This window comes from Micromonospora sp. NPDC005174 (genome assembly GCF_040608495.1).
In the GTDB taxonomy this organism is placed as follows: Bacteria; Actinomycetota; Actinomycetes; order Mycobacteriales; family Micromonosporaceae; genus Micromonospora.
In genome coordinates this window covers 53352-79048 of the sequence record NZ_JBEXIJ010000032.1, presented here as the reverse complement: position 1 = coordinate 79048, position 25697 = coordinate 53352, and the positions used below count along the sequence as shown (strand labels likewise).

Sequence of the window (25697 nt, the reverse complement as noted above, 5' to 3'; positions counted from 1 at the left end):
GCCGGCCGGTGTCGAGCCGGGCCAGCAGCAGCAGGTCGTCGACGAGGCTCGTCATCCGGGTGCTCTCGGACTCGACGCGGCGCAGCGCGTGCGCCGAGCTGCTCCGGGCGGTCAGGCTTGATCCCTGCGCAGCTCGGGCTCCGGCGAAAACTCGACCTGGTCCAGCCTTCCGGCGGAGCCTGCCGGCATTGTGGTTCTTCGGACAGTTGGCTCTCTCTTGGGCGACAATTCCCCTGGAACAGTCACCTCAGGGGGTCTCGGGAATGCCGCACTTTCCGGTCAACCATCCGGCACGGCCGCTCTACCGGGTCCTCTCCGGGCTGATCGGCGTCTACATCCTGGTCTTCGGCGTCTGGGGCGTCGCCGAGACGATCGGCGACCCGCTCTTCGCCCGCAACAGCACCTGGGCCCTCGGCCTGCGGACCAACCTGGCCTTCTCGCTCGCCTCCGTGATCTTCGGAGTCGTCCTGATCATCGGGGCGTCCCGGCGCAGCAACCTGGGCCACTACATGAACCTCACCGCCGGCGCGGTGTTCCTGGTGACCAGCATCCTCATCATGGCCGTGCTGCAGACCGACGCGAACTTCCTCAACTTCTCGATGTCGACGGTGATCGTGTCGATGCTGTTCGGGCTGGTCCTGCTCGGCACCGGCCTCTACGACAAGGTCGGCCCATCGGAGCACGCCGAGGCTGAGCGCGAGCGCCGCAAGCATCCGGTCGCCGACGCGCACCGCAGCTGACGCCTCAGCGACGGCGCGCGGTGATCAGCGTCGGCTTCGCCTCCAGATGCGACAACCCGTTCCACGCCATGTTGACCAGGTGCGCCGCCACCGTCTCCTTGCGGGGCTTGCGCACCTCCAGCCACCACCGGCCGGTCAACGCGACCATGCCCACCAGCGCCTGCGAGTAGAGCTCGGCCAGCTTCGGGTCGTACCCGCGGCTCTTGAACTCGGCACCGAGGATGTGCTCGACCTGGTGGGCGACGTCGTTCATCACGCTGCTGAAGGTGGCCGTGCCGGACATCAACGGCGACTCGCGGACCAGCACCCGGAATCCGCTGGTCTCCTCCTCGATGTAGCCCAGCAGGGCCATCGCCGCCTGCTCCAACAACTCACGCGGATGGCCCGCGGTCAGTGCCGTGGTGATCCGGTCGAGCAGGGCCCGGACCTCCCGGTCGACCACGACCGCGTAGAGCCCCTCCTTGCCACCGAAGTGCTCGTACACGACCGGCTTGGAGACCTTGGCGCGGGCCGCCACCTCCTCGATGGAGGTGGCGTCGAAACCCCGCTCGGCGAACAGTTGCCGGCCGATCGCGATCAACTGCTCCCGGCGCTGCGCCGCCGACATGCGTACCCGTGAGGTGGGCTTGGGTTTCGGCGTCGCGGCCGGCGCCAGCCGCCGGCCGCCCGCCTCGTCACTCGCCTCGGGCATGTCGCCGCCTCGCTGGCGCTCGGTCACGCCCTGCCGTGGGATGGTGTCTCCGCTGTGCCCGTTCACGTCGTCGCCTCACTGGCGGGCGGCTTGGCCGCCCGGCCGTGCCGTGCGACCAAACCCGGATCGGGCCCGGCCCTCGTCCGCCGAGCCGTCCGGTCCCCCCGCGTCGCTCGGTCATCCGGCCATCCTGCCAGGCGACACCCTGTGGCACCGCCCGGTTTACCGGGGTGCGACCGGCTTCACGAGCTTGGCGGCGAGGCGTTCAGGCTTCGGCCAACGCACCTGCGACGCCGCACCGACCTTCTCGAACAGCCAGATCACCCGCGCCGAGATGTCCACCTGACCCCGCAGCACACCGTGCCGCGCGCTGGTCGGGTCGGCGTGGTGCAGGTTGTGCCAGCTCTCACCGAACGACAGGATCGCCAGCGGCCAGAAGTTCGACGCGCGGTCGCCCTGGCGCATCGCGAACGGGCGCTCGCCGTACACGTGGCAGACCGAGTTGATCGCCCAGGTGACGTGGTGCAGGAGGCCGATCCGGACCAGTCCGGCCCAGAAGAACGCCGTGAGCGCGCCCTGCCACGACCAGGTCACCAGACCCCCGATCAGCGCCGGCCCGAGCAGCGAGATGACCACCAGCGCGGGGAAGAGCCGGTCCACCCGGCTGATGTCACGGTCGGCGATCAGGTCCGGCGCGAAACGTTCCCGGTTGGACAGCTCGCGACGGAACAGCCAGCCCACGTGGGCGTGGAACAGGCCCCGGGTCAGCGCCCAGACGCTCGTGCCGAACCGCCACGGCGAGTGCGGGTCACCCTCCAGATCGGAGAACGCGTGGTGCCGCCGGTGGTCGGCCACCCACTGGATGATCTCGCCCTGCACCGCCAGCGAACCCGCCACCGCCAGGGTCACCCGCAGCCACCGCTTGGCCTTGAACGAGCCGTGCGTGAAGTAGCGGTGGAAGCCCACCGTGATGCCGAGCCCGGAGACCACGTACCAGACCAGGCCGATGATCACGTCGGTCCAGCCCAGCCAGCCGCCCCAGGCGACCGGTACGGCAATCAGCAGGGCCGCGAAGGGGATCACGACGAACGCCCACAGGGCGGCCAGGATCCCGGGGGACTGGGTGCCGTCGGTGAGCGGTTTCGGGCCGGAGCCGGTGGTGCTGGGTTCGAGCACGGTGGTGGACATGACACCTCGCAGAGGGGACGGAAACGATCACGAACCTACGCCTACGTCACCGTAACTTACGGCTCGGTAGATCGCACGGGGAAGTTTCGAAGCGTCGTCGTACGCCCGTTCCAACGTGCTGCTCAGGGCCGATCCGATCGCTGTCGAGGTGCGCCGTCCGCGCGACGTCGAGCCGCTCTCCGGGCCGCGCCGAGTGCCGCCGGAAGGCGACGCCCATCGAGGTGTATACCCCTCGACGGCCCCGGATCGCAGTATCGGTAGCGGCAGTTGTTTCGGGAGGCCGAGGGGATCATGGAGGGTATGAGTGCTGGCTTCGACGAAGTCGGGCGTTAAGGTGTAGCGGCAGGATGCGCATCCCGTCGCGTCGACGTTTTCGACGCTGCGATCGGCCGTGGTGTAATTGGCAACACCCGGGTCTTTGGTACCCGTATTTCAGGTTCGAACCCTGGCGGCCGAGCTGTCCCTATAAGTCCGTTTTAGGTTCTCGTGGGGGTAAGAGGGAACCGTGCCGGGCCTCGTGGTTAGCATGGCCGCGAGAGTGTCCGCCGTCCCGACGGGAGCCACGTCGTGCCCCAGCCCCACCTTCGTACCGTCGTCGTACTCGCCGCCGGTGAGGGCAAGCGGATGAAGTCGACACTGCCCAAGGTGCTGCACCCCCTGCTCGGTCGTACGCTGCTCGGCCACGTGCTGAGCGCGGCGGCCCCGCTGGCCGCCGACCGCACCGTCGTCGTGGTAGGCCACGGCGCCGACCAGGTCCGGGCCCACCTGACCGAGATCGCCCCCGAGGCCACGCCCGTGCTCCAGGCCGAGCAGCTCGGCACCGGGCACGCCGTGCGGATCGCGCTGGACGCCGTGCCGGAGGGTGCCGGCACGGTCGTGGTGATCAACGGAGACGTGCCGTTGCTGCGGCCGGAGACGGTGGGCGCGCTGGTGACCGCGCACGAGGAGGCTGCCGCGGCGGCCACCGTGCTTGCCGCCGAGGTCCCCGACCCGACCGGGCTCGGGCGGATCGTTCGGGACGCCGACGGTCGACTGGAGCAGATCGTCGAGGAGCGCGACGCCGACGCGACGCAGCGCGCGATCCGGGAGATCAACGCCGGGATCTACGCGTTCGACGCGGCGCGGCTGCGCGACGCGTTGGGCAAGCTCTCCACGGACAACGACCAGGGCGAGGAGTACCTGACCGACGTGTTCGGTCTGCTCCGTTCGGCCGGCGAGCCGGTCGCGGTGCACGTGGCCGTCGACCACGTCGAGACGCTCGGATGCAACGACCGGGTGGAGCTGGCGTCGCTGCGCCGACTGCTGCGCGACCGGGTGAACGAGGCCTGGATGCGCACCGGGGTGAGCCTGCTCGACCCGATGACCACCTGGATCGACGTGACGGTCGCGGTGGACCGCGACGCGGTGATCGACCAGAACACCCAGTTGCGCGGGGCCACGGTCGTCGGTGCGGGCGCGCTGGTCGGCCCGGACGTCACGCTGGTCGACACGATCGTCGGCCCGGCCGCGTCGGTGGTCCGCAGTCACGCGGTCGGCGCCGAGGTGGGCGCGGGCGCGAGCGTGGGGCCGTACGCGTACCTGCGGCCCGCCGCGCGGCTCGCGGACAAGGCGAAGGTCGGCACGTTCGTCGAGGTGAAGAACTCCGAGATCGGTGCCGGCTCCAAGGTGCCGCACCTGACGTACGTCGGTGACGCGACGATCGGCGAGCAGACCAACATCGGGGCCGCGTCGGTCTTCGTGAACTACGACGGGGTCAACAAGCACCGTACGGTGATCGGCAGCCACGCCCGGACGGGCGCGGACAACATGTTCGTCGCGCCGGTCGAGGTGGGCGACGGCGCGTACACGGCGGCCGGTTCGGTGATCGTGGACGACGTGCCGCCGGGCGCGATGGGTGTCGCCCGGGCGCGGCAGCGCAACATCGAGGGCTGGGTGGTGATGCGGCGGGCCGGTACAGCGGCGGCCGAGGCCGCGCAGCGTGCCCGCGACGCGAAGGGTGCGCAGCGATCCAGCGACGCGAAGGGTGCGTCGGAAATGGGTGGCGCCGCAAGTGACAGTGAGGCAATGCACGGCCGGGCCGAGACGGTGGGCGGTGCGTCCGGCGCGGGAGATACTGCAACCGAATAGTCCCCGACCCACCACCACCGGGCCGGGTACCGCCGACAAACGGGAGCAGACGGGCCCATGGGCAGCATCGTCGCCGAAAACCGCAAGAGCCTGATGCTCTTCTCCGGACGGGGTTTCCCGGAGTTGGCCAAGGAGATCGGCGAGGTGCTCGGCGTGGCACCGACGCCGGCCGACGCGTACGAGTTCGCCAACGGCGAGATCTTCGTACGGTTCAAGGATTCGGTGCGTGGTTCGGACGCCTTCGTGGTGCAGTCCGTGACGCACGGGGTGAACACCTGGGTCATGGAGACCCTGATCATGGTGGACGCGTTGAAGCGGGGGTCGGCGAAGCGGATCACCGTGGTGTTGCCGTTCTACCCGTACGCGCGGCAGGACAAGAAGCACCGCGGTCGGGAGCCGATCTCGGCCCGGCTGGTGGCGGACCTGCTGAAGACCGCCGGTGCGAACCGGATCCTCACGGTCGATCTGCACACCGCCCAGATCCAGGGCTTCTTCGACGGCCCGGTGGATCATCTCTTCGCGATGGACATCCTGGCCGAGTACGTGGAGCACAGGTACGCCGGCCGGCCGATGACCGTGGTGGCGCCGGATTCGGGTCGGGTGCGGGTGGCCGAGCGGTGGACCGACCGGCTGGGCGGCTGCCCGTTGGCGTTCATCCACAAGACCCGCGATCCGATGAAGCCGAACCAGGTGGTGGCGAACCGGGTGGTCGGTGAGGTGGAGGGTCGGGTCTGCCTGATCGTCGACGACATGATCGACACCGGTGGGACGATCGCCAAGGCGGCGGACATCCTCAAGGAGTCGGGTGCGGCGGAGATCGTGGTGGCGTCCACCCACGCGCTGCTGTCCGACCCGGCCACCGAGCGGTTGAAGAACAGCCCGATCAGCGAGGTCGTGGTGACCAACACGCTGCCGTTGCCGCCGGAGAAGCAGCTGGACAAGCTGACCGTGTTGTCGATCGCCCCGCTGCTGGCGCGGGCGATCCGGGAGGTGTTCGACGACGGTTCGGTGACCACCCTCTTCGGTGGCCTGAGCTGAGAGTGGCCGAGTCCCGCCACAAAGGCTGACAAACTGCTCGAAAAGGGCTGGCTCGCCGTCGGGAGACGCCGTCGGCGGGTCAGCCTGGAGCCGTGACCGGGGACTGCCGGAAACCAGCGAATTGGCTCGGGTAGACTGGTGCGGTTGCCACGGCGAGGGTGCCCGGCGGGCCGCTGAAGAGCGCCGCACGGAGGCACCGTCATCGACGCGGTGCTCCGGGCAGTCGTTCATGACGCATGAGCCCCAGCGAGCCCCTCGCCCCAGCACCGCAAGACGACAAGCCGCCGCAGCGAAGCATCAGGAGTTTCCCCGTGTCCGAGGTAAAGATCAGCGCCGAGCCCCGCACCGAGTTCGGCAAGGGTGGTGCCCGTCGTACCCGCCGGGCCGGCAAGGTGCCAGCCGTGCTGTACGGCCACGGCGAGAAGCCCAAGCACATCGCGCTGCCGTCGCGGGAGTTCGCCGCCGCGATCCGCAAGGGTGGCGCCAACCAGCTCTTCGCCATCGACATCACCGACGGCACCCAGGTGCTGGCGCTGCCGAAGGCGATCCAGCGTGACCCGATCAAGGACAGCTTCGAGCACGTCGACCTGCTCCTGGTCCGCCGTGGCGAGAAGGTCACCGTCGAGGTTCCGGTGCAGCTGACGGGCGAGGCCGCCCGGGACACCCTGATCGTGCACGACCACGACACCCTCTCGGTGACCGCCGACGCGACCAAGGTCCCGGACCACCTCGAGGCGTCGATCGAGGGCCTGGAGGCGGGCTCCCAGGTGACCGCCGCCGACGTCGACCTGCCCTCGGGTGTCGAGCTGGCCGCCGACTCCGAGCTGACGGTCGCCTCGGTGACCGCCGCGCCGACGGCGGAGCAGCTCGAGGCGACGCTGCCCGAGGTCGAGACGGCCACCGACGAGGCCGAGGCCGAGGTCGGCGAGACCACCGAGGGCTCCGAGGGCGCCGACGCCGCCGAGAGCGCCGAGGCGCGTACCGAGGCCTGATCGGTTCGTACTCTGCTGGCAGGCGTCCCCGAGCTTCGGGGGCGCCTGCCGGCGTATCGGGTGTCGGTGAAGACGTCGGGAGGGGCGGGTCGTGACGGACGAGGCGGGACCGTGGCTGGTGGTCGGCCTGGGTAACCCGGGCCGGGAGTACGCCGGCAACCGGCACAACGTCGGTTTCATGGTGGCCGAGTTGCTGGCTGGGCGCGTGGGCGCGCGGTTCGGCCGGCACAAGCGGGCGGTGGCCGAGGTCGCGGAGGGTCGGCTGGGGTTCGGCGGCCCGAAGCTGGTGCTGGCGAAGCCACTGACGTACATGAACCTCTCCGGCGGGCCGGTGGCGGCGCTCTCGCAGTTCTACAAGGTGCCGCCGGCGCAGGTGGTCGCGGTGCACGACGAGTTGGACATCGAGTTCGGCCAGGTGCGGATCAAGTTCGGCGGCGGCGAGGGCGGGCACAACGGCCTGCGCTCGATGTCGAAGTCGCTGGGCACGAAGGACTACGCCCGGGTGCGGTTCGGGGTGGGTCGTCCACCGGGGCGGCAGGACCCGGCGGATTTCGTTCTGTCGGATTTCGGCGCGGCGGAACGCAAGGAGCTCGATTTCCTGGTGGACCGGGCTGCCGACGTGGTGGAGTCGGTGATCGTCAAGGGCGTGGAGCCGACCCAGAACCTGTATCACGGCGGTTGAGTCGGGCGGTGCGTACCGGATCGGAAACGCCGGGCCGGTAGTCTGCGCCTTTCGGCGTGCCGTGACCGGCGACGCGGGTCGCGGCCGATCGGTGCGTGCGGGCACGGCCGCGGCGAAGCGACGGGAGCGGGCAGATGGGCAGTCCTCCGATGATCGACGGGGCGTTCGCCCGGTGGTTGGCCTCCCGGGCCGGGCAGGCGCTTCTCGACCTGCGCGCCGAGATGGGCTTCGCGGACGGTGGCGCGCTGAAGTCGGCCGGGGACAAGGTGTCGCACGACCTGATCCGCACGGAGTTGGCGAAGTGGCGGCCGGGCGACGCGGTGCTCTCCGAGGAGGACGAGGGATCGCGGTTGGCCTGGGCGGCGGAGGTGAACGCCGGGGCGGTGTCGCGGTTGACCTCGGACCGAGTGTGGATCATCGATCCGTTGGACGGCACCCGTGAGTTCGCCGAGGAGGGCCGCTCGGACTGGGCGGTGCACATCGCGCTCTGGGCGCGGAGCGCGCCGAGCCCGCACGGGCTGGTCGCCGGGGCGGTGGGGCTGCCGGCGCAGCACCGGGTGCTGGGCACCGACTATCCGCCCGCGTACCCGCCGATGACTGTGGAGGCCGCGACGGCCGGCGAGCGCAAGATCCGTCTGGCGGCGAGTCGGAGTCGGCCGCCAGTGTTCCTGACCGACCTGGCCGAGGACGTGGGTGCGCATCTGGTGCCGATGGGTTCCGCCGGGGCGAAGATCGCCGCGGTGGTGACCGGCGAGGTGGACGCGTACATCCACGCCGGCGGACAGTACGAGTGGGACTCGGCCGCGCCGGTGGCTGTGGCGACGGCCACCGGACTGCACGCTTCCCGGATCGACGGTTCTGCGCTTCGATACAACGAGGCGGATCCGCGCCTGCCGGACCTGTTGGTCTGTCGCAAGGATCTCGCCAGCCGGTTGCTTGCAGCGCTGCAGAGGCATTCCGGGTAGCCTGAGCGCACTTCTTGACATGTCCGACCGGAAAGGTCTGGAAATCGGATGAGCGAGCGAGTGTCATGACCTCCCCCGCGGCCTACCGCGTCTCCCACCTGGACGCTCTCGAGGCGGAGAGCATCTTCGTGATGCGCGAGGTTGTCGCCGAGATGGAACGTCCGGTGCTGCTCTTCTCCGGCGGCAAGGACTCGATCGTCATGCTGCGGTTGGCGCAGAAGGCGTTCGCTCCGGCCAACATCCCCTTCCCCGTCATGCACGTCGACACCGGGCACAACTTCGCCGAGGTGCTGGAATACCGCGATCAGCGGGTCACCGAGCTGGGGTTGCAGCTCGTGGTGGCGAGCGTGCCGGAGGCCCTCGCCAGCGGCATGGTCCGGGAGTCCGGCGACGGCATGCGCAACCGCATCCAGACGCCGGTGCTGCTCGACGCGGTGGAGAAGCACCGCTTCGACGCGCTGTTCGGCGGCGCGCGCCGGGACGAGGAGAAGGCGCGGGCCAAGGAGCGGGTGTTCAGCTTCCGCGACGAGTTCGGCCAGTGGGACCCGAAGAACCAGCGCCCGGAGCTGTGGTCGCTCTACAACGGGCGGCACCACCCCGGCGAGTCGATCCGGGTCTTCCCGCTGTCCAACTGGACCGAGCTGGACGTCTGGCACTACATCGCCCGCGAGCGCATCCCGTTGCCGTCGATCTACTACGCCCACGAGCGCGAGGTGATCGAGCGCGACGGCATGCTCTACGCGGTCAACGAGTTCTTCCGCCCACGCGCCGGCGAGGAGCGGTTCAAGGCCCAGGTGCGCTACCGCACCGTCGGCGACGCCTCCTGCACCGCGGCGGTCCGCTCGGACGCGGACACCGTGGAGAAGGTCATCGAGGAGGTGGCGGCCACCCGGATCACCGAGCGGGGCGCGACCCGTGGTGACGACCGGGTCAGCGAGGCCGCCATGGAGGACCGCAAGCGGGAGGGCTACTTCTGATGAGCACCGAGACCCTGGCCCCGGCGGCCGGCACCGAGACCGCGCCCGAGGCGCGGCCGATGGACCTGCTGCGGTTCGCCACCGCCGGCAGCGTGGACGACGGGAAGTCCACCCTGATCGGCCGGCTGCTGTACGACACCAAGTCGCTCTTCACCGACCAGTTGGAGGCGGTGGAGGCGGTCAGCGCGGCCCGTGGCGACGAGTACACCAACCTCGCGCTGCTCACCGACGGCCTGCGCGCCGAGCGGGAGCAGGGCATCACCATCGACGTCGCGTACCGGTACTTCGCCACGCCACGGCGCAAGTTCATCATCGCGGACACTCCCGGGCACATCCAGTACACCCGCAACATGGTCACCGGCGCGTCCACGGCCGACCTGGCGTTGATCCTGGTGGACGCCCGCAAGGGCCTCGTCGAGCAGTCCCGCCGGCACGCGTTCCTGTGCTCGCTGCTGCGGGTGCCGCACCTGGTCCTGTGCGTCAACAAGATGGACCTGGTCGACTGGTCGCAGGAGGTCTACGAGCAGATCGCCGACGAGTTCACCGCGTTCGCCGCGAAGCTCGACGTACCGGACCTGACCGTGGTGCCGGTCTCCGCGTTGCGCGGCGACAACATCGTCACCCGGTCGGAGAACATGCCGTGGTATGAGGGCCCGTCGCTGCTGCACCACCTGGAGCGGGTGCACATCGCCAGTGATCGCAACCTGGTCGACGTCCGCTTCCCGGTGCAGTACGTGATCCGCCCGCAGTCCACCACGGTCACCGACTACCGCGGCTACGCCGGTCAGGTCGCCTCCGGTGTGCTCAAGCCGGGTGACGAGGTGATGGTGCTGCCGTCCGGCTTCACCAGCCGGATCGCCGCCGTGGAGACCGCCGACGGGCCGGTCGCGGAGGCGTTCCCGCCGATGTCGGTGACGGTACGACTGGCCGACGAGATCGACATCTCCCGGGGCGACATGATCTGCCGGCCGAACAACGCGCCGGCCGTCTCCCAGGACATCGAGGCGATGGTCTGCTGGATGGACGAGACGGCCCCGTTGCGGGTCGGCGGCCGCTACGCGATCAAGCACACCACGCGGTCGGCGCGGGCGATCGTGCGCGGGCTGTACTACCGGTTGGACATCAACTCGTTGCACCGCGACGAGTCGGCCGACGAGTTGCGGCTCAACGAGATCGGCCGGGTGCGGCTGCGGACGACGGTGCCGCTGCTGGCCGACGAGTACCGCCGCAACCGCACCACCGGTGGCTTCGTCATCATCGACGAGACCACCAACCGCACGGTGGGCGCCGCCATGATCGTCGAAGCCGCCTAACCCGCCCCGCGCGCCCGTTCGCGCCGCCAAGATCGCGCTCGATCCACGAAGTAGTGGCCTCCCCGAACGGGAAGGCCACTACTTCCATGAACAAGCACGATCATCCCGCCTCCACCCCCGACCTCGCCGGTTGATCAAGGGGTTTGCGTCAATCCGAGCCCGGATTCTGACGCCGATCTCTTGATCAACCGGGGTGAGCGCCGGGGAGCGCCGGGGAGCGCCGGCAGGGGGCAGCGCCGGTGGGGGTCAGCGCAGGCGGGTGGCGCCGGGGGCGGGGAGGACCGGGACCGTGGTGGGGGCGGTGTAGTTGCGCTCGGCGTAGGCGGCTCGGACGGCGTCGGACACCGCGTCGGCGCGGTCGCTCTCCACCAGGGCGAGGACGCAGCCGCCGAACCCGCCGCCGGTCATCCGTGCCCCCAGCGCGCCGGCCGACAGCGCCGCCTCGACAGCCGTGTCGATCTCCGGCACGGTGATCTCGAAGTCGTCGCGCATCGAGACGTGCGAGGCGGTGAGCAGCGGGCCGATGTCCCGCACCCGGCCGGCGCGCAGCAGCGCGACGGTGTCCAGCACGCGCTGGTCCTCGGTGACCACGTGCCGGACCCGGCGTCGGGTCTCGGTGTCGTCGAGCCGGGCCAGGGCGGCGTCGAGTTGGTCGACGGTCACGTCGCGCAGCGCCGGAACGCCGAGCGCCTCGGCGGCAGCTTCGCAGGATCGGCGGCGGGCCGCGTACTCGCCGTCGGCGTGCCGGTGCGGCGCGCGGCTGTCGATGACCAGCACAGTCAGCCCGGCGGCGTCCAGGTCGAACGGGATGTGTTCGACCGACTCGTCGCGGCAGTCGAGGAAGAGCGCGTGGCCGACGCGGCAGCGGATCACGGCGGACTGGTCCATGATGCCGGTCGGCGCACCCACGTAGACGTTCTCCGCCCGCTGCGCCAGCCGGGGCAGTCGCTCGGCGGGCAGCTCCAGCCCCGCGAGGTCGAGCAGGGCGGCGAGCACGGCCGACTCGAGCGCGGCCGACGAGGAGAGCCCGGAACCCAGCGGCACGTCGGAGGCGATGGCCAGCCGGGCGCCGGGCACCGCGTGGCCGGCGTCCCGCAGCGCCCAGACCACCCCGGCCACGTACGCGCCCCAACCGGTCACCCGGCCGGGCTCGGCCACGTCGTCGGCGTCGAAGTCGATCGTCTCGCCGGAGAACTCGGACCAGACCGTCCAGCGCTCGTCGTCCCGCCGGTCGGCGGCGACCACGGTACGCATGGGCAGCGCGAAGGGCAGCACGAACCCGTCGTTGTAGTCGGTGTGCTCGCCGATCAGGTTGACCCGACCGGGTGCGGCCCAGAGACCGGCGGCCGGAGCGTCGTACTGATCGGTGAAGCCGACGGTGGCCCGCTCGACGACGTCACCGGTGGGGCCGGTCATCGTGCCTCCTCTGCTCGCGACTGCGGGGCTCGCAAACCCGGCTCACTCCTCGCGCTCACGACTGCTCCAGGACGTGCGCGCGGTAGAAGGCCCAGGCGTCGCCGACCATGTCGTGCAGCGTGGGCTTGCGGGGCACCCAACCCAGCTCGTCGCGGGCCAGCGCGGAGGAGGCGACCAGCTCGGCGGGGTCGCCCTCGCGGCGCGGCGCCACCTCGACCGGAAGCTGGTGGCCGGTCACCTCGCGGACCACGTCGACCACCTGGCGGTTGGTGAAGCCGGTTCCGTTGCCGAGGTTGTAGATGCGGTGCTGACCCGCGGTCGCGGCGTCCAGTGCCAGCAGGTGTGCGCGGGCGAGGTCGGCGACGTGGATGTAGTCGCGCACGCAGGTGCCGTCCACGGTGGGGTAGTCGTCGCCGAAGAGTTGGAGCTTCTCGCGCCGACCGGCGGCGACATCGAGGGCGATCGGGATGAGGTGCGTCTCCGGGTCGTGACGTTCGCCGAGTGCGACGTCGCCGTCGAGGTGCGCGCCGGCGACGTTGAAGTAGCGCAGCGACACGGCGGCCAGCCCGTGCGCGACGGCCTCGGACGTGAGCGCCATGTCGACGGCGAGCTTGGTGGCGCCGTACGTGTTGGTGGGCGCCTTGACCGCGGTCTCCGTGATCGGCAGCTCGGTGGGGTTGCCGTAGACGGCGGCGGTGGAGGAGAAGACCATCCGGGGCACCCCGGCCGCGCGGACCGCGTCGATCAGGGCGAGCGTGCCGATGGTGTTGTTCTGCCAGTACAGCTCGGGCTTCACCATCGACTCGCCGGCGGCGATGAGGGCGGCGAAGTGCAGCACTCCGTCGAAGCCGGCGTCAGGGGTGAGGACCTGGGCGGCGTCGTGGATGGACGCTTCGACGTGGGTCGCGTCCGGTGCGAGTGCCGCACGGTGACCGGTGCGCAGGTCGTCCAGGACGACGACCTGGTGGCCGGCGTCGAGCAGCATCCGGGTCACCACGCTGCCGATGAAGCCGGCACCCCCGGTGACGAGCAGTTTCACGTCGTTGCCTCCTGCCTGGCCCGCCGGGACGTGGCCCTTGGTGATCACCCTACGGCGGCGATGGAAAGCAGTGTGGATCGCGCCGCCCGCTATTCCATCATAATCTTTCATGTTTAAACAGAGCCGCACATATCCCGGTGACTGCGTGTGATCTCCCGTGTGGCGGGCGCACGGTGTCTACCATCTCTGTCATGCGGGAAGCGGCCCGTTCCGGGCTCCGGCGACGCGTGCGGGGAGCGTCCCGCCGCGACCCCGGGCCGCTTGCCCGAGCCGTCGCCCGGATGCTCGTCCGTACCGCCGACGGCGCCAGCCGCCTCGTCACCAATCTGCTCGGCACCGGTCCGGCGGCCGGTCGGGAGCGCATCTCCGAGGCCGAACTGCGGGATCTGGTCGCGGCCAACACGGTGCTCGACCCGGACGAGCGGCGGATCATCGACGAGGTGCTGGCCGCGGGAGCGAGCCTCGTCCGCGAGGTGATGATGCCCCGTACCGAGGTGGTCTTCCTGCCGGCCCGGCTGACCATCGCCGAGGCCGCCCGGCTGGTGCGGGCCGAGACGCACACCCGCTACCCGGTCACCGACGGCACCCATGACGACGTGGTCGGGTTCGTGCACCTGCGGGACGTGCTGCTGCGTCCGGACGCCGACCCCTGTTGCACCGTCGGCGAGCTGACCCGCGAGGTCAAGCAGGTGCCCGGGAGCAAGCGGGTCCTGGCCGCGCTGACCGAGATGCGTCGGGAGGGTCACCACCTGGCGGTGGTGATCGACGAGTACGGCGGGACCGCCGGCATCGTCACCCTGGAGGACCTCATCGAGGAACTCGTCGGGGAGATCCACGACGAGTACGATGTGACACCCGAATCGGGGCGCGCCGGCCTGCCCGCGGTGGTCGACGGCCGACTCAACCTCGCCGACTTCGCCGAGCGGACCGGGGTGGCGCTGCCCGCCGGGCCGTACGAGACGGTCGGCGGGTACGTGATGGCGGTGCTGGGTCGGTTGCCGCTGGCCGGGGACGAGGTTCCGGTACCCGCCGAGCCGTCCGACGGCGGGAGCGGAGCTCCGGCGGCCCCGGCCGACGGTTGGTTGCTGCGGGTGCTGGCCCTGGACGGACGCCGGGTCGCCCGGCTCGCGGTGACGGCGGTGCGGGTGCCGGAACAGCGACGTGACCCCGCCACCGGCCTTCTGCGCGAGGCGGACGGGAGCGCCGCGGGGCAGCAGCGCGCCGTCGCCGTGGGGCCGGGTCGACGGGTGGGTACGGCCGGGCGACGCGAGGTCAGCGCCCCGACACCGGCGGGCCGGGGCCGACGCGCCGGCCCGTCATGACGGCTCCGCTCGCTTGCTGACAGAATTATCGTCATGCCCGACGTTCCCGAGCGACCCCGCGTCTTCTCCGGCATCCAGCCGACGGCCGACTCGTTCCACCTCGGCAACTACCTGGGAGCCCTGCGGCACTGGGTGGCCCTGCAGGACACCCACGACGCGTTCTACTGCGTGGTGGACCTGCACGCGATCACCGCCGGTCACGACCCCGCGGTGCTGCGTCAACGGACCAGGGTGGCGGCCGCCCAGCTCTTCGCGGTCGGTATCGACCCCGACCGCAGCACCCTGTTCGTGCAGTCGCAGGTGCCCGAGCACCCGCAGTTGGCCTGGGTGCTCGGCTGCATCACCGGCTTCGGCGAGGCCAGCCGGATGACCCAGTTCAAGGACAAGTCGCAGAAGCAGGGCAACGAGCGGGCCAGCGTCGGGCTGTTCACCTACCCGGTCCTACAGGCCGCCGACATCCTGCTCTACCAGGCCAACGCGGTGCCGGTCGGCGAGGACCAGCGCCAACACCTGGAACTGTCCCGCGACCTCGCCCAGCGCTTCAACTCGCTGTTCGGCGCGACGTTCACCGTGCCCGCGCCGCACATCGTGAAGGACACCGCGAAGATCACCGACCTGCAGGACCCGACGGCGAAGATGTCCAAGTCGTCGTCCTCGCCGGCGGGCATCATCGACCTGCTGGAGGACCCGGCCCGGTCCGCCAAGAAGATCCGCTCCGCGGTGACCGACACCGGTCGGGAGATCGTCTTCGACGCCGAGACCAAGCCGGGCGTGTCCAACCTGCTGACCATCTACTCGGCACTCAGCGGGCGTGGCATCGACGACCTCGTGTCGGCGTTCGCCGGTCGCGGCTACGGCGACCTCAAGAAGGAGCTGGCCGAGGTGGTGGCGGAGTTCGCCCGTCCGATCCAGGAGCGCACGCGTACGTACCTCGACGACCCGGCCCAGCTGGACAAGCTGCTGGCCGCCGGCGCGGAGAAGGCCCGGTCCGTAGCCGGCGCGACCCTGCGGTCCGCGTACGAGCGGATCGGCTTCTTCCCGCCGGTGCGCGGCGAATAACGCTGCGGGGACAGGTGGGCGAGTCGGTGGCCGACGTGGTGGCACGGGGTGTGGATCGCAGTGGCGGGGTGTCGTCGACCGGCGACACCGTGCAGATCGGCATCGCGGTGGACATCCCGGAGCCGTGGGGGGCGCAACTCACCCGGCGACGGGTCGAGGCGGGTGATCCCCTCGCGGTGCCCGCGCACGTGACGCTGCTCGGTCCGACCGAGATCCCGACCGACGTGCTGCCGGGCGTCGAGCGGCACCTGGCCGCGGTGGCCGCCGCGCATCTGCCGTTCACGCTGCACCTGCGGGGCACGGGTACGTTCCGGCCGGTGACGCAGGTGGTGTTCGTGGCGGTGGCCGCCGGCATCAGCGAATGCGAGCTGCTGGCCGCGGCCATCGCGTCCGCGCCGGGACTGCACCGCCAGGCTCGCTTCCCGTACCATCCGCACGTCACCGTGGCCCAGGACGTCGCTCCGGAGGCGTTGGACAAGGTGTACGAGGATCTGGCCGACTTCTCCGCGATGTTCGAGGTCGACGGGTTCACCCTGTTCTCGCACAGTGGGCAGACCCGGTGGCAGCCGCGCCGGGACTTCCGCCTCGGCGACTGACGTTCGGCGACGCGCCGGGCGGCGAGCGGTCTTGTACTGGTTGCCGGGACGGCGGCGGGAGATCGGCGAGGATGATCGCGTGAACGTGATCGGCCGGATCGAGGCGGGCATCGACCGCTGGGTGGGTGCCGCGCGTGCCCGGTCTGGCCTGTTCGACCACGTCTGGCGAGCCGGGACGCTCTACGCCGACGTGTTGGCAGGGAGGCTCGCCGCAGCGATCGCCTACTACGGCTTCTTCGCCGTCTTCGCTCTCGCCCTTGTCGCGTACTCCATCTTCGGCGCCATCCTCGAGGACAACGACGAGGTCAGCGAGGCGGCGGCCGGATTCCTGAAGGAGAACCTGCCGTTCCTGGACGCGCAGCAGATCGCCAACTCCAGCGGCACGGTCGGGGTGGTCGGCCTCGTGATCCTGGTGTTCACCGGCATCGGCTGGGTGGAGGCCATCCGCTCCTCCCAGCGGCTCATGTACGCGCTCAACCAGCAGCCCGGCAACCTCGTCGTCCGGCGGCTTGTCGACCTGGGTGTGATGATCGGCGTCTTCGTGCTGCTCGGCCTCTCGGTGGCGGCGGTGGACGCGTTGGAATCACTGCTGCGCTTCCTGCTGCGCAGCACCGGGTCGGTCGGCCTGACCGCCATCAGTGCCGTCCTCAGTGTGCTGGTCAACGCGGTCCTCGCCACCGCGCTGCTGCTCGCGGTGCCCCGACTGCGGATGAGCCGGTCCCGGTTACGTCCGGTGGTGCTGCTGGTGGCGGTCGGCATCACGCTGCTCAACACGGTGGGGCGGTACTACGTGGTGCGTACCGAGCGGAATCCGGCGTACACCGTGGTGGCCGGCGCGGTCGGTCTGCTGCTCTATCTCTACCTGCTGAACCAACTGGTGCTGTTCGGGGCGGCGCTGCTCGCGACCAGCCGGAGCGGACGTGTGGTGGACCTGGCCGAGGGCGCCCCGGCGGTGGATGTGGACGAGAACACCGATCCCGGTGCTCCGGGGGGTGCGGGATGACGGCGGAGATGCCCGACGTGCTGATCACGGTCGACCAGGACTCGCCGGTGCCCCCGTACGAGCAGGTGCGCGGGCAGCTCGCCGAGTTGGTCGGCGACGGCCGGTTGCCGGTGGGTAGTCGCCTGCCCACCGTTCGGCAGCTCGCCGCCGACCTGCGCCTGGCCGCGAACACGGTGGCGCGGGCGTACCGGGAGCTGGAGGCAGCCGGGCTGCTGGAGACCAGGGGACGCAACGGCACCTTCGTCGCCCCCGGCCGGGACGACGCCGTCGACCGGCTGCACCGGGTCGCCGTCGAGTACGCCGCCGAGGCGCGGCGGCTGGGCGTACCCCCCGACCGCGCTGTCGCTCTCGTCCGCGCCGCCGTCGACGCCACCCGGCACGACTGAGCCGAGGACGACGAAGCCCGCGCTGAACGGTTGCCGATCGGACGCCGGACGGGCGGTAACTGAACAGAACGGCAACGGCGCTCACGTTCGCGGACCATGATGAGCCCGTGGGCGCACTCATGACACTGGACCTACCGGCCGACTCGCCGATGCTCGGCCTGCCGTGGATCATCACCTTCGGGCCGCTCGGGGACCTGGACGAGTGGGAGCCGGTGGTGTGCGGGCCGTACGAACGGCCGCACGCGCTGGCGTTGGCCGAGGCGGTGGTGGCCGAGGAGCAGTTGATGGCCGTCGTGGAACCGCTGCTGCCGGCGCTGTCGGCCGACGAGATCCGCAGCGAGATCGCCGCCGCCCAGGTGGCCGCCGAGGACGAGGCCCGGCAGGTCGAGGGGGCTGACCTGTACGGCGACTTCGAGGACGTGATCGACGAGGAGTTGGACGCCGCGGCCGACGAGGCGGGTCACGGCGAACCCGCCGAACCGCCGAACGAGGCCGAGGTGCGCGCTGGCTTCACCCGGATCGCGGCGCTGCTCACCGCCAAGTGACGCGGGCGTCAGACGAACACCGGCGCCGCGCGGAGTTCGCTCCGCGTGACGCCGGTGCACCTCACCCCCCACCACAAGGGGCCGGCAGCCCAGTCGCCCGTTGGCGCGGGGCACGACGGACGACCAGGTCGGATTTGGGTTACCCGCTCAGCGCCGTTCCAACCAGGTGACCGGGTCGACCGGCAGCAGGTGATCGGTGCGCGGCGCGCGCTCGCCGGCTCGGCGCGACACGCCGCCGGCTCCGGGTGCGAGTCAGGCGGACCTGGCGTACGGAAGACGCACGGCCGCCGGGGCGACCGCCGTGGAGCCGCGTACGACCAGCTCGGGGCGGAACAGGTACTCCGAGTGCGGGGCGCCGTGCCCGTTGATCTCGTCCACCAGTGCCCGGACCGCGGCTACCGCCATCGCGGTGACCGGTTGCCGCACGGTGGTCAGCGGTGGGTCGGTGAAGGCCATCAGCAGCGAGTCGTCGTAGCCGACGACGGAGAGGTCACCCGGCACGGTCAGGCCGCGCTGTCGGGCCGCCCGCACCGCACCGAGCGCCATCAGGTCGGAGCCGCAGACCAGGCTGGTGACACCACGGTCGAGCAGCCGGCCGGCCGCCGCCTCGCCACCTTCCACACCGAACAGCGTCAGCTCGGCCAGCGGGCCGAGATCGGCCTCGGCGACGCCGGCCAGCCGGGTCATCGCCGCTCGCCAGCCGGCGACCCTGCGCCGCACCGGCACGAAGCGGTCCGGGCCGGTGATCAGGCCGATCCGTCGGTGCCCGAGCGCGACGAGGTGGGCCACCGCCAGGTCGGCGGCCTCCCGGTCGTCGCAGGAGACGAAGGGGGCGGCGACGTCGGGGACGTACCCGTTGATCATTACGACCGGAAGCGGCCGGGCGATGAGCGCCCGGTAGCGGTCGTGGTTGGCGGCGGTGTCGGCGTGCAGGCCGGAGACGAAGACGATCCCGGAGACCTGCCGGTCCAGCAGCATCTCCACGTACTCGTCCTCGGTCACGCCGCCGGCGGTCTGGGTGCAGAGCACCGGGGTGAATCCGCTCTGCGCCAGCGTCGACTCGATGACCTGCGCGAACGCCGGGAAGATCGGGTTGTCGAGCTCCGGCACCACCAGGCCGACCAGGCCGGCGCTGCGCTTGCGCAGTCGCGCCGGTCGCTCGTAGCCGAGCACGTCGAGGGCGGTGAGAACCGCCTGCCGGGTCTCCGCCGCCACGCCGGGGCGGTCGTTGAGCACCCGCGACACCGTGGCCTCGCTGACGTCGGCCTGCTGGGCGATGTCGGACAGTCGAGCGCGCATGGCGGCACTGTAGCCCACCGGCAAGTTCTTGCGGAGCGGCCTGCAAGCCCCTTCCGTTGTCTGCAAACTCTTGCTTCGGCGGTGCGCGGGGTCGTTCGATCCGTGCCAGACGGCAGGGCCAGGACCGCGTAACCGACGACCCCACTACTACAAAATGTCGTTGATAGGGGAGGATGAGTGACGTGGAAGCACTCCGACTCATCCTCCTCTACGTCCATCTGATCGGCTTCGCTCTGCTGCTCGGTGGTTCGATCGCCCAGTACGTCAGCGGGAAGCTGCGGATCAACGCCGCCATGCTCTGGGGTGCCGTGATCCAGTTGCTGACCGGGCTCGGGCTCTCCGCGCCCCTGCGCGGCGGCGGCGACGCCGAGCCGGACCCGGCAAAACTTGTGACGAAGTTGGTGATCGCGCTGCTGATCTTCGTCATGGTCTTCTTCTCCCGGAAGCGGGACGTGGTCAATCGCGGTCACTTCCTCGCGATCGTCGGCCTGACCCTGGTCAACGCGGCAGTGGCGGTTTTTTGGCGGTAGCGTCCGAGGAGGTGACCGCTCGCAGGAAACCGGACATCCGCGACGCCTCGGCGCTCGGTTAGCAGCACGAAGAGTGATGTGCCCCACGCAAGGGTTACACCCGGGTAACAGGCGCTCAACAGTCGTGCACGATTGTCGGCCGGTGGGTGGGCGCGGGCGTACGCTCCCGTCCGTAACGTGGGACAGCCGGCGGCACACCCGCAGGTCGGCTGATGGGCTGCCACCGCACTAGGCGCGGTGTGCAATGGGAAGGAGACGTCTTGCGCTCGGTGCGTGGGATGCGGATCGCCTCGATCTTCGCGGTAGGTGGGCTCGTGCTCAGCGCCGCCGCGTGTGGCGAGGCCCCCGATGATGACAAGAACGCCGGCAGTGGCGCCAAGAAGTACAGCGCCTGCATGGTGACCGACGTCGGCGGCATCGACGACAAGTCGTTCAACACCTCGGCCTGGAAGGGCCTGCAGGCGGCCAAGGCCGCCAACGACAACATCGACATCAAGTACGTCGCGTCGAAGGCGCAGGCGGACTACGAGCCGAACCTGACGCAGTTCGTCAACCAGAAGTGCGACTTCATCCTGGCGGTCGGTGGCCTGATGGCCGAGTCCACCTCGAAGATCGCCAAGGCGAACCCGAACCAGCAGTTCGGCATCGTCGACGCCAAGCCGGGTGACGCCAACGTCTACCCGATGCAGTTCGACACCGCCCAGGCCGCGTTCCAGGCCGGCTACCTCGCCGCCGGGATGAGCAAGAGCGGCAAGGTCGGCACCTACGGCGGCCTGCCGATCCCGCCGGTGACGATCTTCATGGACGGCTTCGTCGACGGTGTGAAGTACTACAACACCACCAAGGGCAAGAACGTCCAGGCGCTGGGCTGGAACAAGGAGACCCAGAAGGGCTCCTTCACCAACGCCTTCGACAAGCAGGACGAGGGCAAGAAGGTCTCCGACGCGCTGGTCGCCCAGGGTGCGGACATCATCATGCCGGTCGCCGGCGGCGCCGGCCTCGGCACCACCTCGGCGGCCAAGGCCTCCGGCGGCAAGTACAGCACCATCTGGGTGGACGTCGACGGCTGCGAGAGCACGCCGGACTGCGCCGCGATCGTCACGACGGTCGTCAAGAACATCCCGGAGGCTGTCAAGGAGGCCGTGCTCAAGGCGGCCGGTGGCGAGAAGCTGCAGGCCGAGCCGGGCTTCGTCGGCACCCTGGCCAACACCGGTGTCTCGATCGCCCCGTACCACGACTTCGACGGCAAGGTCCCGGCCGAGCTGAAGACCGAGGTCGAGAAGATCAAGGCGGACATCGCCGCCGGCACCATCACCGTCACCTCGAAGGCCCAGCCGACCAAGTGACGTCCGGCCGGCCTCCCCGGTGAGATCATCGGAGGGGTCGGTGGGGGTACAGGTACGACCGATCGGCCGCTTCGGCCCCGTGGGTGACCGCGTGGGTCGGAGCGGCCGATCGCGCACCGCGTCGGCCAGGCCGCTCCGGGCCGTTCGACGGCAGCTAGGCTGCACCATCGCTCGCACTCCAGGAGGTTGCGCTGAGACTCGAACTGCGCGGCATCACCAAGCGGTTCGGTGATCTGGTCGCCAACGACCACATCGATCTGACGGTGGAGCCTGGAGAGATCCACGCCCTGCTCGGCGAGAACGGCGCGGGCAAGTCGACCCTGATGAACGTGCTCTACGGGCTATACCAGCCCGACGAGGGCGAGATCCTGGTCGACGGCACGCCGCTGAAGCTGAAGGGCCCGTCCGACGCCATCGGGGCTGGAATCGGCATGGTGCACCAGCACTTCATGCTGGTGCCGGTCTTCACCGTGGCCGAGAACATCATGCTCGGGGCCGAGCAGGTCCGGGGCGGCATCGCCGGCTTCCTGGACCGGCGACGGGCCCGTCGCGAGGTCACCGAGGTGTCCGAGCGCTACAACCTGCGGGTCGACCCGGACGCGGTGATCGAGGACCTGCCGGTCGGCATCCAGCAACGTGTGGAGATCGTCAAGGCGCTCACCCGCGACGTGGACCTGCTCATCCTGGACGAGCCGACCGCCGTGCTCACGCCGCAGGAGACCGAGGAGCTGTTGACGGTCATGCGGTCGCTGAAGGCGGCCGGCAAGTCGATCGTCTTCATCACCCACAAGCTGGGCGAGGTCAAGGCGATCGCCGACCGGATCACGGTGATCCGGCGCGGTAGGACGGTCGGCACGGCCTCGCCGGAGACCAGCCGGGACGAGCTGGCCGCGCTGATGGTCGGCCGCAGCGTGCGGCTCACGGTCGACAAGTCGACGGCCACGCCGGGCGAGCCGGTGCTGGAGGTTGCCGGGCTGATCGTCGACGACGACCGGCAGGTCCGGGCTGTCGACGGCGTGGACCTGACCGTGCGCGCGGGTGAGGTGCTCGGCGTGGCGGGCGTGCAGGGCAACGGCCAGACGGAGCTGATCGAGGCGATCATGGGCCTGCGCCCGGTGCTCGCCGGCACGGTCAGCCTGGGCGGTGACCAGATCAACGGGTGGACGACCAAGAGAGTCCTCCGCGCCGGCGTCGGCTACGTGCCCGAGGACCGCAGCGTGGACGGCCTGGTCAAGGAGTTCAGCGTCGCCGAGAACCTGGTGCTGGACATCTACGACCGGCCACCGTTCGGCACCGGGCTCGCCCTCAAGCCGGACGCCATCGCGTCCTCGGCCCGCGAGCGGATCGAGCAGTTCGACGTCCGCACCTCATCGGCGGACGCGGCGGTGGGCACCCTCTCCGGCGGCAACCAGCAGAAGGTGATCGTGGCACGGGAGCTGTCCCGGCCGCTGAAGCTCTTCATCGCCGCCCAACCCACCCGTGGCGTGGACGTCGGGTCGATCGAGTTCATCCACAGCCAGATCATCCACGAGCGGGACATCGGCACGGCCGTCATGGTGGTGTCCAGCGAGCTTGACGAGGTGGTCGGGCTGGCCGACCGGATCGCGGTCATGTACCGCGGACGGATCATCGGCATCGTCGACCCGGACACCCCGCGTGAGGAGATCGGTCTGCTGATGGCCGGCATCCGCCCGGACGCGGCCGGCACAGCCGACGGGGGTCCGGCGTCTGCCGACAGCCCCGCGAGCGAGGACGAGGCATGACCACCAACCCCAATCCGCAGTCGGGCTCCCCGGACAAGGAACCGGCGAGCGAGGCGCAGGCGGCGCAGAACGCCCTCGGCAACACCGAGCGGGCCGGCACCACCACCACGGAGAAGACGCCGGAGCCGAAGCCGTCCCTGGGCCGGCTCTTCCTGGACAATCTCTGGGCGGCCAACACCTTCACGGTGACCCTGTTGTCGCTGGTGCTGGCGATCGTCGTCGGCGCGGTGCTGATGGTCGTCTCCGACCCGGACGTGCTGCACACCTACACCTACATCACGGCACGCCCCTCGGACGCGTTCAGTTCGAGCTGGACGCTGGTGAGCGAGGCGTACGCCAACCTGTTCAAGGGCTCGATCTTCGACCCGGAGGCGTTCTCTGGCTGGGTGAACGGCAGCAACGGCTGGCAGGCCGTGCTCGCGCCGATCTCCGAGACGCTGACGTACGCCGCGCCTCTGGTCTTCACCGGCCTGGCGGTGGCGCTGGCCTTCCGCGGTGGCCTGTTCAACATCGGCGCGCAGGGTCAGGCCACCATCGGCGTGATCCTGGCCGCGCTGGCCGGCTTCCTGCTGCCGCTGCCGCCCGGTCTGCACCTGCTCGTGGCGGTGCTCGCCGGCGCGCTGGGCGGGGCGATCTGGGGCTTCATCCCGGGCATCCTCAAGGCTCGTGCCGGTGCCCACGAGGTGATCAACACGATCATGCTCAACTACGTCGCCACGTACTTCCTGACCTGGCTGATCGTGCAGAACGGCGTGCAGGACCCGACACGGACCGACGCGATCAGCAAGGGGGTGGACACGTCCGCCCAACTGCCCCGACTGCTCGGTGACAACCTGCGGGTGCACGCGGGCATCCTGCTCGCCGTGCTGGCCACCTGGGCGGTCGCCTGGCTGCTCAACCGGTCCACGCTCGGCTTCGAGCTGCGCGCGGTCGGCGCCAACCCGGACGCCGCGCGGACGGCCGGCATCAGCGTCACCCGGACGTACATCCTGATCATGGTCTTCTCCGGGGTCCTGGCCGGGCTCGGCGGTTCGAACATGGTGCTCGGCTCCACCGCCAGCGCCCTGACGCCGCTGGTGGTGGCCCAGATCGGCTTCGACGGCATCCTGGTGGCGCTGCTGGGCCGGGTGAAGCCGTGGGGGGTGCTGCTCGCCGCGCTGCTGTTCGGCGCGCTCCAGGCCGGCGGCAACCGGATGCAGTCGTACTCCGGCATCTCGCTGGAGCTGGTGACCGTGCTCCAGGCGCTGATCGTCATCTTCATCGCCGCACCCGCCCTGGTGAAGGCGATCTTCCAGCTCCGGGCCGCACGGGCCGCCCGGTTGCAGACGAGCCTGGCGAAGGGCTGGTAACCGATGTCCACCATGGCTGTCCCCGACGTCGCGGTCGGCGTCGACGAGGGTTTCTGGACCCGGACCCGCAAGGTCGGCCTCACGCTGACGGCGCTCGGCCTGCTGGCGGCGGTGCTGTTCGGAGCGCTCGCCACCGGCCAGCAGGCCCGTTTCACGCTCAGCGACGACGCGGCCGGCGCCGCGCTGGAGATCAACGGCACGATCGGCGCGATCCTGTTCGGGATCATCACGATCGCCGCCGGTGCGGCCCTGCTCGCCGGCGTGCCGAAGCGCTGGTTCCTGCCGGTGCTCGGCGTCGGGCTGGTCGCCTTCGTGCTCTCCTTCCTCTGCTGGCAGGTCTCCGCCGCGCCGACCGGGCAGAACTTCATGCCGCTGGTCAACATCATCCGAGGCACGTTCATCCTGGCTCTGCCGTTGATCTTCGGTGCGCTCGCCGGCGTGCTCTGTGAACGCTCGGGCGTGGTCAACGTGGCCATCGAGGGGCAGTTGCTGATGGGCGCGTTCAGCGGCGCGCTGTTCGGCAGCATCTCCGGCAGCGTCTGGGTGGGTCTGGTCGCCGCCGCCATCGGTGGCGCGCTCATCTCGCTGCTGCTGGCCGTCTTCGCCATCCGCTACCTGGTGGACCAGGTCGTCATGGGCATCGTGCTGAACCTGCTGGCGGTCGGTGTCACCGGCTTCCTCTACGAGCGGCTGATGCAGACCGACGCGGAGAAGTACAACAGCGCGCCGCGCTTCAGCAACTGGGAGATCCCGCTCCTCAAGGACATCCCGGTGCTCGGGCCGGCGCTGTTCCGCGGCAACATCTTCCTCTACCTCGGCCTGTTGCTGGTGCTGGTGATCCACATCGGGCTGTTCCGCACCCGGTGGGGGCTGCGGACCCGGTCGGTTGGGGAGCACCCGATCGCCGCCGACACGCTCGGAGTCAAGGTGCTGCGGGTGCGCTACCGCAACGTGCTGCTGGCCGGCGTGGTCGCCGGTATCGGTGGCGCGTCGTACACGCTGGCGCTCTACTCGTTCACCAAGAACATGATCGGCGGCAAGGGCTTCATCGCGCTGGCCGCGCTGATCTTCGGACGGTGGAACCCGACCGGGGCGCTGCTCGCCGCGCTCTTCTTCGGCTTCGCCGACCAGCTCGCCACCTACCTGGGTGCCATCAACAGCGTGATCCCGAGCCAGTTCCTGGCCATGCTGCCCTACCTGGCGACGATCCTCGCGGTCGCCGGCCTGGTCGGCCGGGTCCGGGCACCGGCGGCGGACGGCAAGCCCTACATCAAGGGCTGACGACACGTGAAAGCGGCGGTCGACCGGAACCCGGTCGACCGCCGCCTCGG

General features: G+C 70.3%; 24 protein-coding genes and 1 tRNA gene. 20 read left to right on the top strand and 5 right to left on the bottom strand.

Annotated features, from left to right (window positions below; translation table 11 throughout):
- Positions 1–263 precede the first annotated feature (263 nt).
- Complete coding sequence (locus ABZU91_RS27220; RefSeq protein WP_355246184.1) at positions 264–740, top strand: DUF4383 domain-containing protein; 477 nt, start codon at positions 264–266, stop codon at positions 738–740.
- Positions 741–744: 4 nt separating this feature from the next.
- On the opposite strand, the gene ABZU91_RS27215 is transcribed toward ABZU91_RS27220, so the two are convergent.
- The gene (locus ABZU91_RS27215) at positions 745–1431 is read right to left on the bottom strand and encodes a TetR/AcrR family transcriptional regulator (protein ID WP_355246205.1); all 687 of its coding nucleotides are present in this window, start codon (positions 1429–1431) and stop codon (positions 745–747) included.
- Positions 1432–1653: 222 nt separating this feature from the next.
- Positions 1654–2619, bottom strand: coding sequence for an acyl-CoA desaturase (locus tag ABZU91_RS27210; RefSeq protein ID WP_355246181.1), 966 nt, complete (start codon positions 2617–2619; stop codon positions 1654–1656).
- Positions 2620–3004: 385 nt separating this feature from the next.
- Here ABZU91_RS27210 and ABZU91_RS27205 point away from each other — a divergent pair.
- The 8 genes from ABZU91_RS27205 to ABZU91_RS27170 all read left to right on the top strand — a co-directional run bounded on the left by ABZU91_RS27205 (position 3005) and on the right by ABZU91_RS27170 (position 10713).
- Positions 3005–3076 (top strand) — tRNA-Gln (locus ABZU91_RS27205).
- A 110-nt stretch (positions 3077–3186) separates the two neighbouring features.
- Positions 3187–4746: a bifunctional UDP-N-acetylglucosamine diphosphorylase/glucosamine-1-phosphate N-acetyltransferase GlmU gene (gene glmU / locus ABZU91_RS27200; RefSeq protein ID WP_355246179.1), complete on the top strand. Its 1560-nt coding sequence runs from the start codon at positions 3187–3189 to the stop codon at positions 4744–4746.
- A 57-nt stretch (positions 4747–4803) separates the two neighbouring features.
- Positions 4804–5784 carry a ribose-phosphate diphosphokinase gene (locus ABZU91_RS27195; protein ID WP_007455396.1) on the top strand — a complete coding sequence of 327 codons (981 nt, stop codon included), beginning with the start codon at positions 4804–4806 and terminating at the stop codon, positions 5782–5784.
- 311 nt (positions 5785–6095) lie between these two features.
- A complete protein-coding gene (locus ABZU91_RS27190) occupies positions 6096–6776 on the top strand; it encodes a 50S ribosomal protein L25/general stress protein Ctc (protein WP_355246176.1) in 681 nt (226 codons plus the stop codon).
- A 91-nt stretch (positions 6777–6867) separates the two neighbouring features.
- Positions 6868–7458, top strand: a complete 591-nt coding sequence (pth, locus tag ABZU91_RS27185) for an aminoacyl-tRNA hydrolase (RefSeq protein ID WP_355246173.1) — start codon at positions 6868–6870, stop codon at positions 7456–7458.
- 134 nt (positions 7459–7592) lie between these two features.
- Positions 7593–8423 (top strand): inositol monophosphatase family protein, encoded by an 831-nt coding sequence (locus tag ABZU91_RS27180; RefSeq protein ID WP_355246171.1) that lies wholly within the window; start codon positions 7593–7595, stop codon positions 8421–8423.
- Between the two features lie 65 nt (positions 8424–8488).
- Entirely contained in the window at positions 8489–9400 is a 912-nt protein-coding gene (cysD, locus tag ABZU91_RS27175) for a sulfate adenylyltransferase subunit CysD (RefSeq protein ID WP_355246168.1), read from the top strand.
- Positions 9400–10713: a GTP-binding protein gene (locus ABZU91_RS27170; RefSeq protein WP_355246165.1), complete on the top strand. Its 1314-nt coding sequence runs from the start codon at positions 9400–9402 to the stop codon at positions 10711–10713. Before cysD ends, ABZU91_RS27170 begins: the two co-directional genes overlap by 1 nt.
- Before the next feature lie 246 nt (positions 10714–10959).
- Here the strand turns inward: ABZU91_RS27170 and galK are convergent, their stop codons facing one another.
- Together galK and galE are read right to left on the bottom strand one after the other, a co-directional pair.
- Positions 10960–12129, bottom strand: coding sequence for a galactokinase (gene galK / locus ABZU91_RS27165; protein WP_355246162.1), 1170 nt, complete (start codon positions 12127–12129; stop codon positions 10960–10962).
- A gap of 55 nt (positions 12130–12184) precedes the next feature.
- Complete coding sequence (galE, locus tag ABZU91_RS27160) at positions 12185–13168, bottom strand: UDP-glucose 4-epimerase GalE (RefSeq protein ID WP_355246159.1); 984 nt, start codon at positions 13166–13168, stop codon at positions 12185–12187.
- Between the two features lie 281 nt (positions 13169–13449).
- Here galE and ABZU91_RS27155 point away from each other — a divergent pair, with 281 nt between their 5' ends.
- From ABZU91_RS27155 to ABZU91_RS27130, 6 genes are all read left to right on the top strand, one after another.
- Positions 13450–14490 (top strand): hemolysin family protein, encoded by a 1041-nt coding sequence (locus tag ABZU91_RS27155; RefSeq protein ID WP_355246202.1) that lies wholly within the window; start codon positions 13450–13452, stop codon positions 14488–14490.
- A gap of 33 nt (positions 14491–14523) precedes the next feature.
- Positions 14524–15549 (top strand): tryptophan--tRNA ligase, encoded by a 1026-nt coding sequence (trpS, locus tag ABZU91_RS27150; protein WP_355246157.1) that lies wholly within the window; start codon positions 14524–14526, stop codon positions 15547–15549.
- 14 nt (positions 15550–15563) lie between these two features.
- Positions 15564–16145, top strand: coding sequence for a 2'-5' RNA ligase family protein (locus tag ABZU91_RS27145; protein WP_355246154.1), 582 nt, complete (start codon positions 15564–15566; stop codon positions 16143–16145).
- 79 nt (positions 16146–16224) lie between these two features.
- The gene (locus tag ABZU91_RS27140; protein WP_355246151.1) at positions 16225–17148 is read left to right on the top strand and encodes a YhjD/YihY/BrkB family envelope integrity protein; all 924 of its coding nucleotides are present in this window, start codon (positions 16225–16227) and stop codon (positions 17146–17148) included.
- Positions 17145–17534: a GntR family transcriptional regulator gene (locus tag ABZU91_RS27135; RefSeq protein ID WP_355246145.1), complete on the top strand. Its 390-nt coding sequence runs from the start codon at positions 17145–17147 to the stop codon at positions 17532–17534. Before ABZU91_RS27140 ends, ABZU91_RS27135 begins: the two co-directional genes overlap by 4 nt.
- 107 nt (positions 17535–17641) lie before the next feature.
- Positions 17642–18079 carry a hypothetical protein gene (locus ABZU91_RS27130; protein ID WP_355246142.1) on the top strand — a complete coding sequence of 146 codons (438 nt, stop codon included), beginning with the start codon at positions 17642–17644 and terminating at the stop codon, positions 18077–18079.
- A 252-nt stretch (positions 18080–18331) separates the two neighbouring features.
- Here ABZU91_RS27130 and ABZU91_RS27125 read toward each other — a convergent pair whose 3' ends face one another.
- Positions 18332–19396 (bottom strand): LacI family DNA-binding transcriptional regulator, encoded by a 1065-nt coding sequence (locus tag ABZU91_RS27125; RefSeq protein ID WP_355246139.1) that lies wholly within the window; start codon positions 19394–19396, stop codon positions 18332–18334.
- A gap of 164 nt (positions 19397–19560) precedes the next feature.
- Here ABZU91_RS27125 and ABZU91_RS27120 point away from each other — a divergent pair, with 164 nt between their 5' ends.
- From ABZU91_RS27120 to ABZU91_RS27100, 5 genes are all read left to right on the top strand, one after another.
- Positions 19561–19908, top strand: a complete 348-nt coding sequence (locus tag ABZU91_RS27120; protein ID WP_355246136.1) for a hypothetical protein — start codon at positions 19561–19563, stop codon at positions 19906–19908.
- Positions 19909–20186: 278 nt separating this feature from the next.
- Complete coding sequence (locus tag ABZU91_RS27115) at positions 20187–21254, top strand: BMP family ABC transporter substrate-binding protein (RefSeq protein ID WP_355246199.1); 1068 nt, start codon at positions 20187–20189, stop codon at positions 21252–21254.
- 191 nt (positions 21255–21445) lie between these two features.
- Positions 21446–23017, top strand: a complete 1572-nt coding sequence (locus ABZU91_RS27110) for an ABC transporter ATP-binding protein (RefSeq protein ID WP_355246196.1) — start codon at positions 21446–21448, stop codon at positions 23015–23017.
- Positions 23014–24366, top strand: a complete 1353-nt coding sequence (locus ABZU91_RS27105) for an ABC transporter permease (RefSeq protein WP_355246133.1) — start codon at positions 23014–23016, stop codon at positions 24364–24366. The genes ABZU91_RS27110 and ABZU91_RS27105 overlap by 4 nt, the downstream gene beginning before the upstream one ends.
- 3 nt (positions 24367–24369) lie before the next feature.
- Entirely contained in the window at positions 24370–25647 is a 1278-nt protein-coding gene (locus ABZU91_RS27100; protein ID WP_355246130.1) for an ABC transporter permease, read from the top strand.
- The last annotated feature ends 50 nt before the right edge of the window (positions 25648–25697 follow it).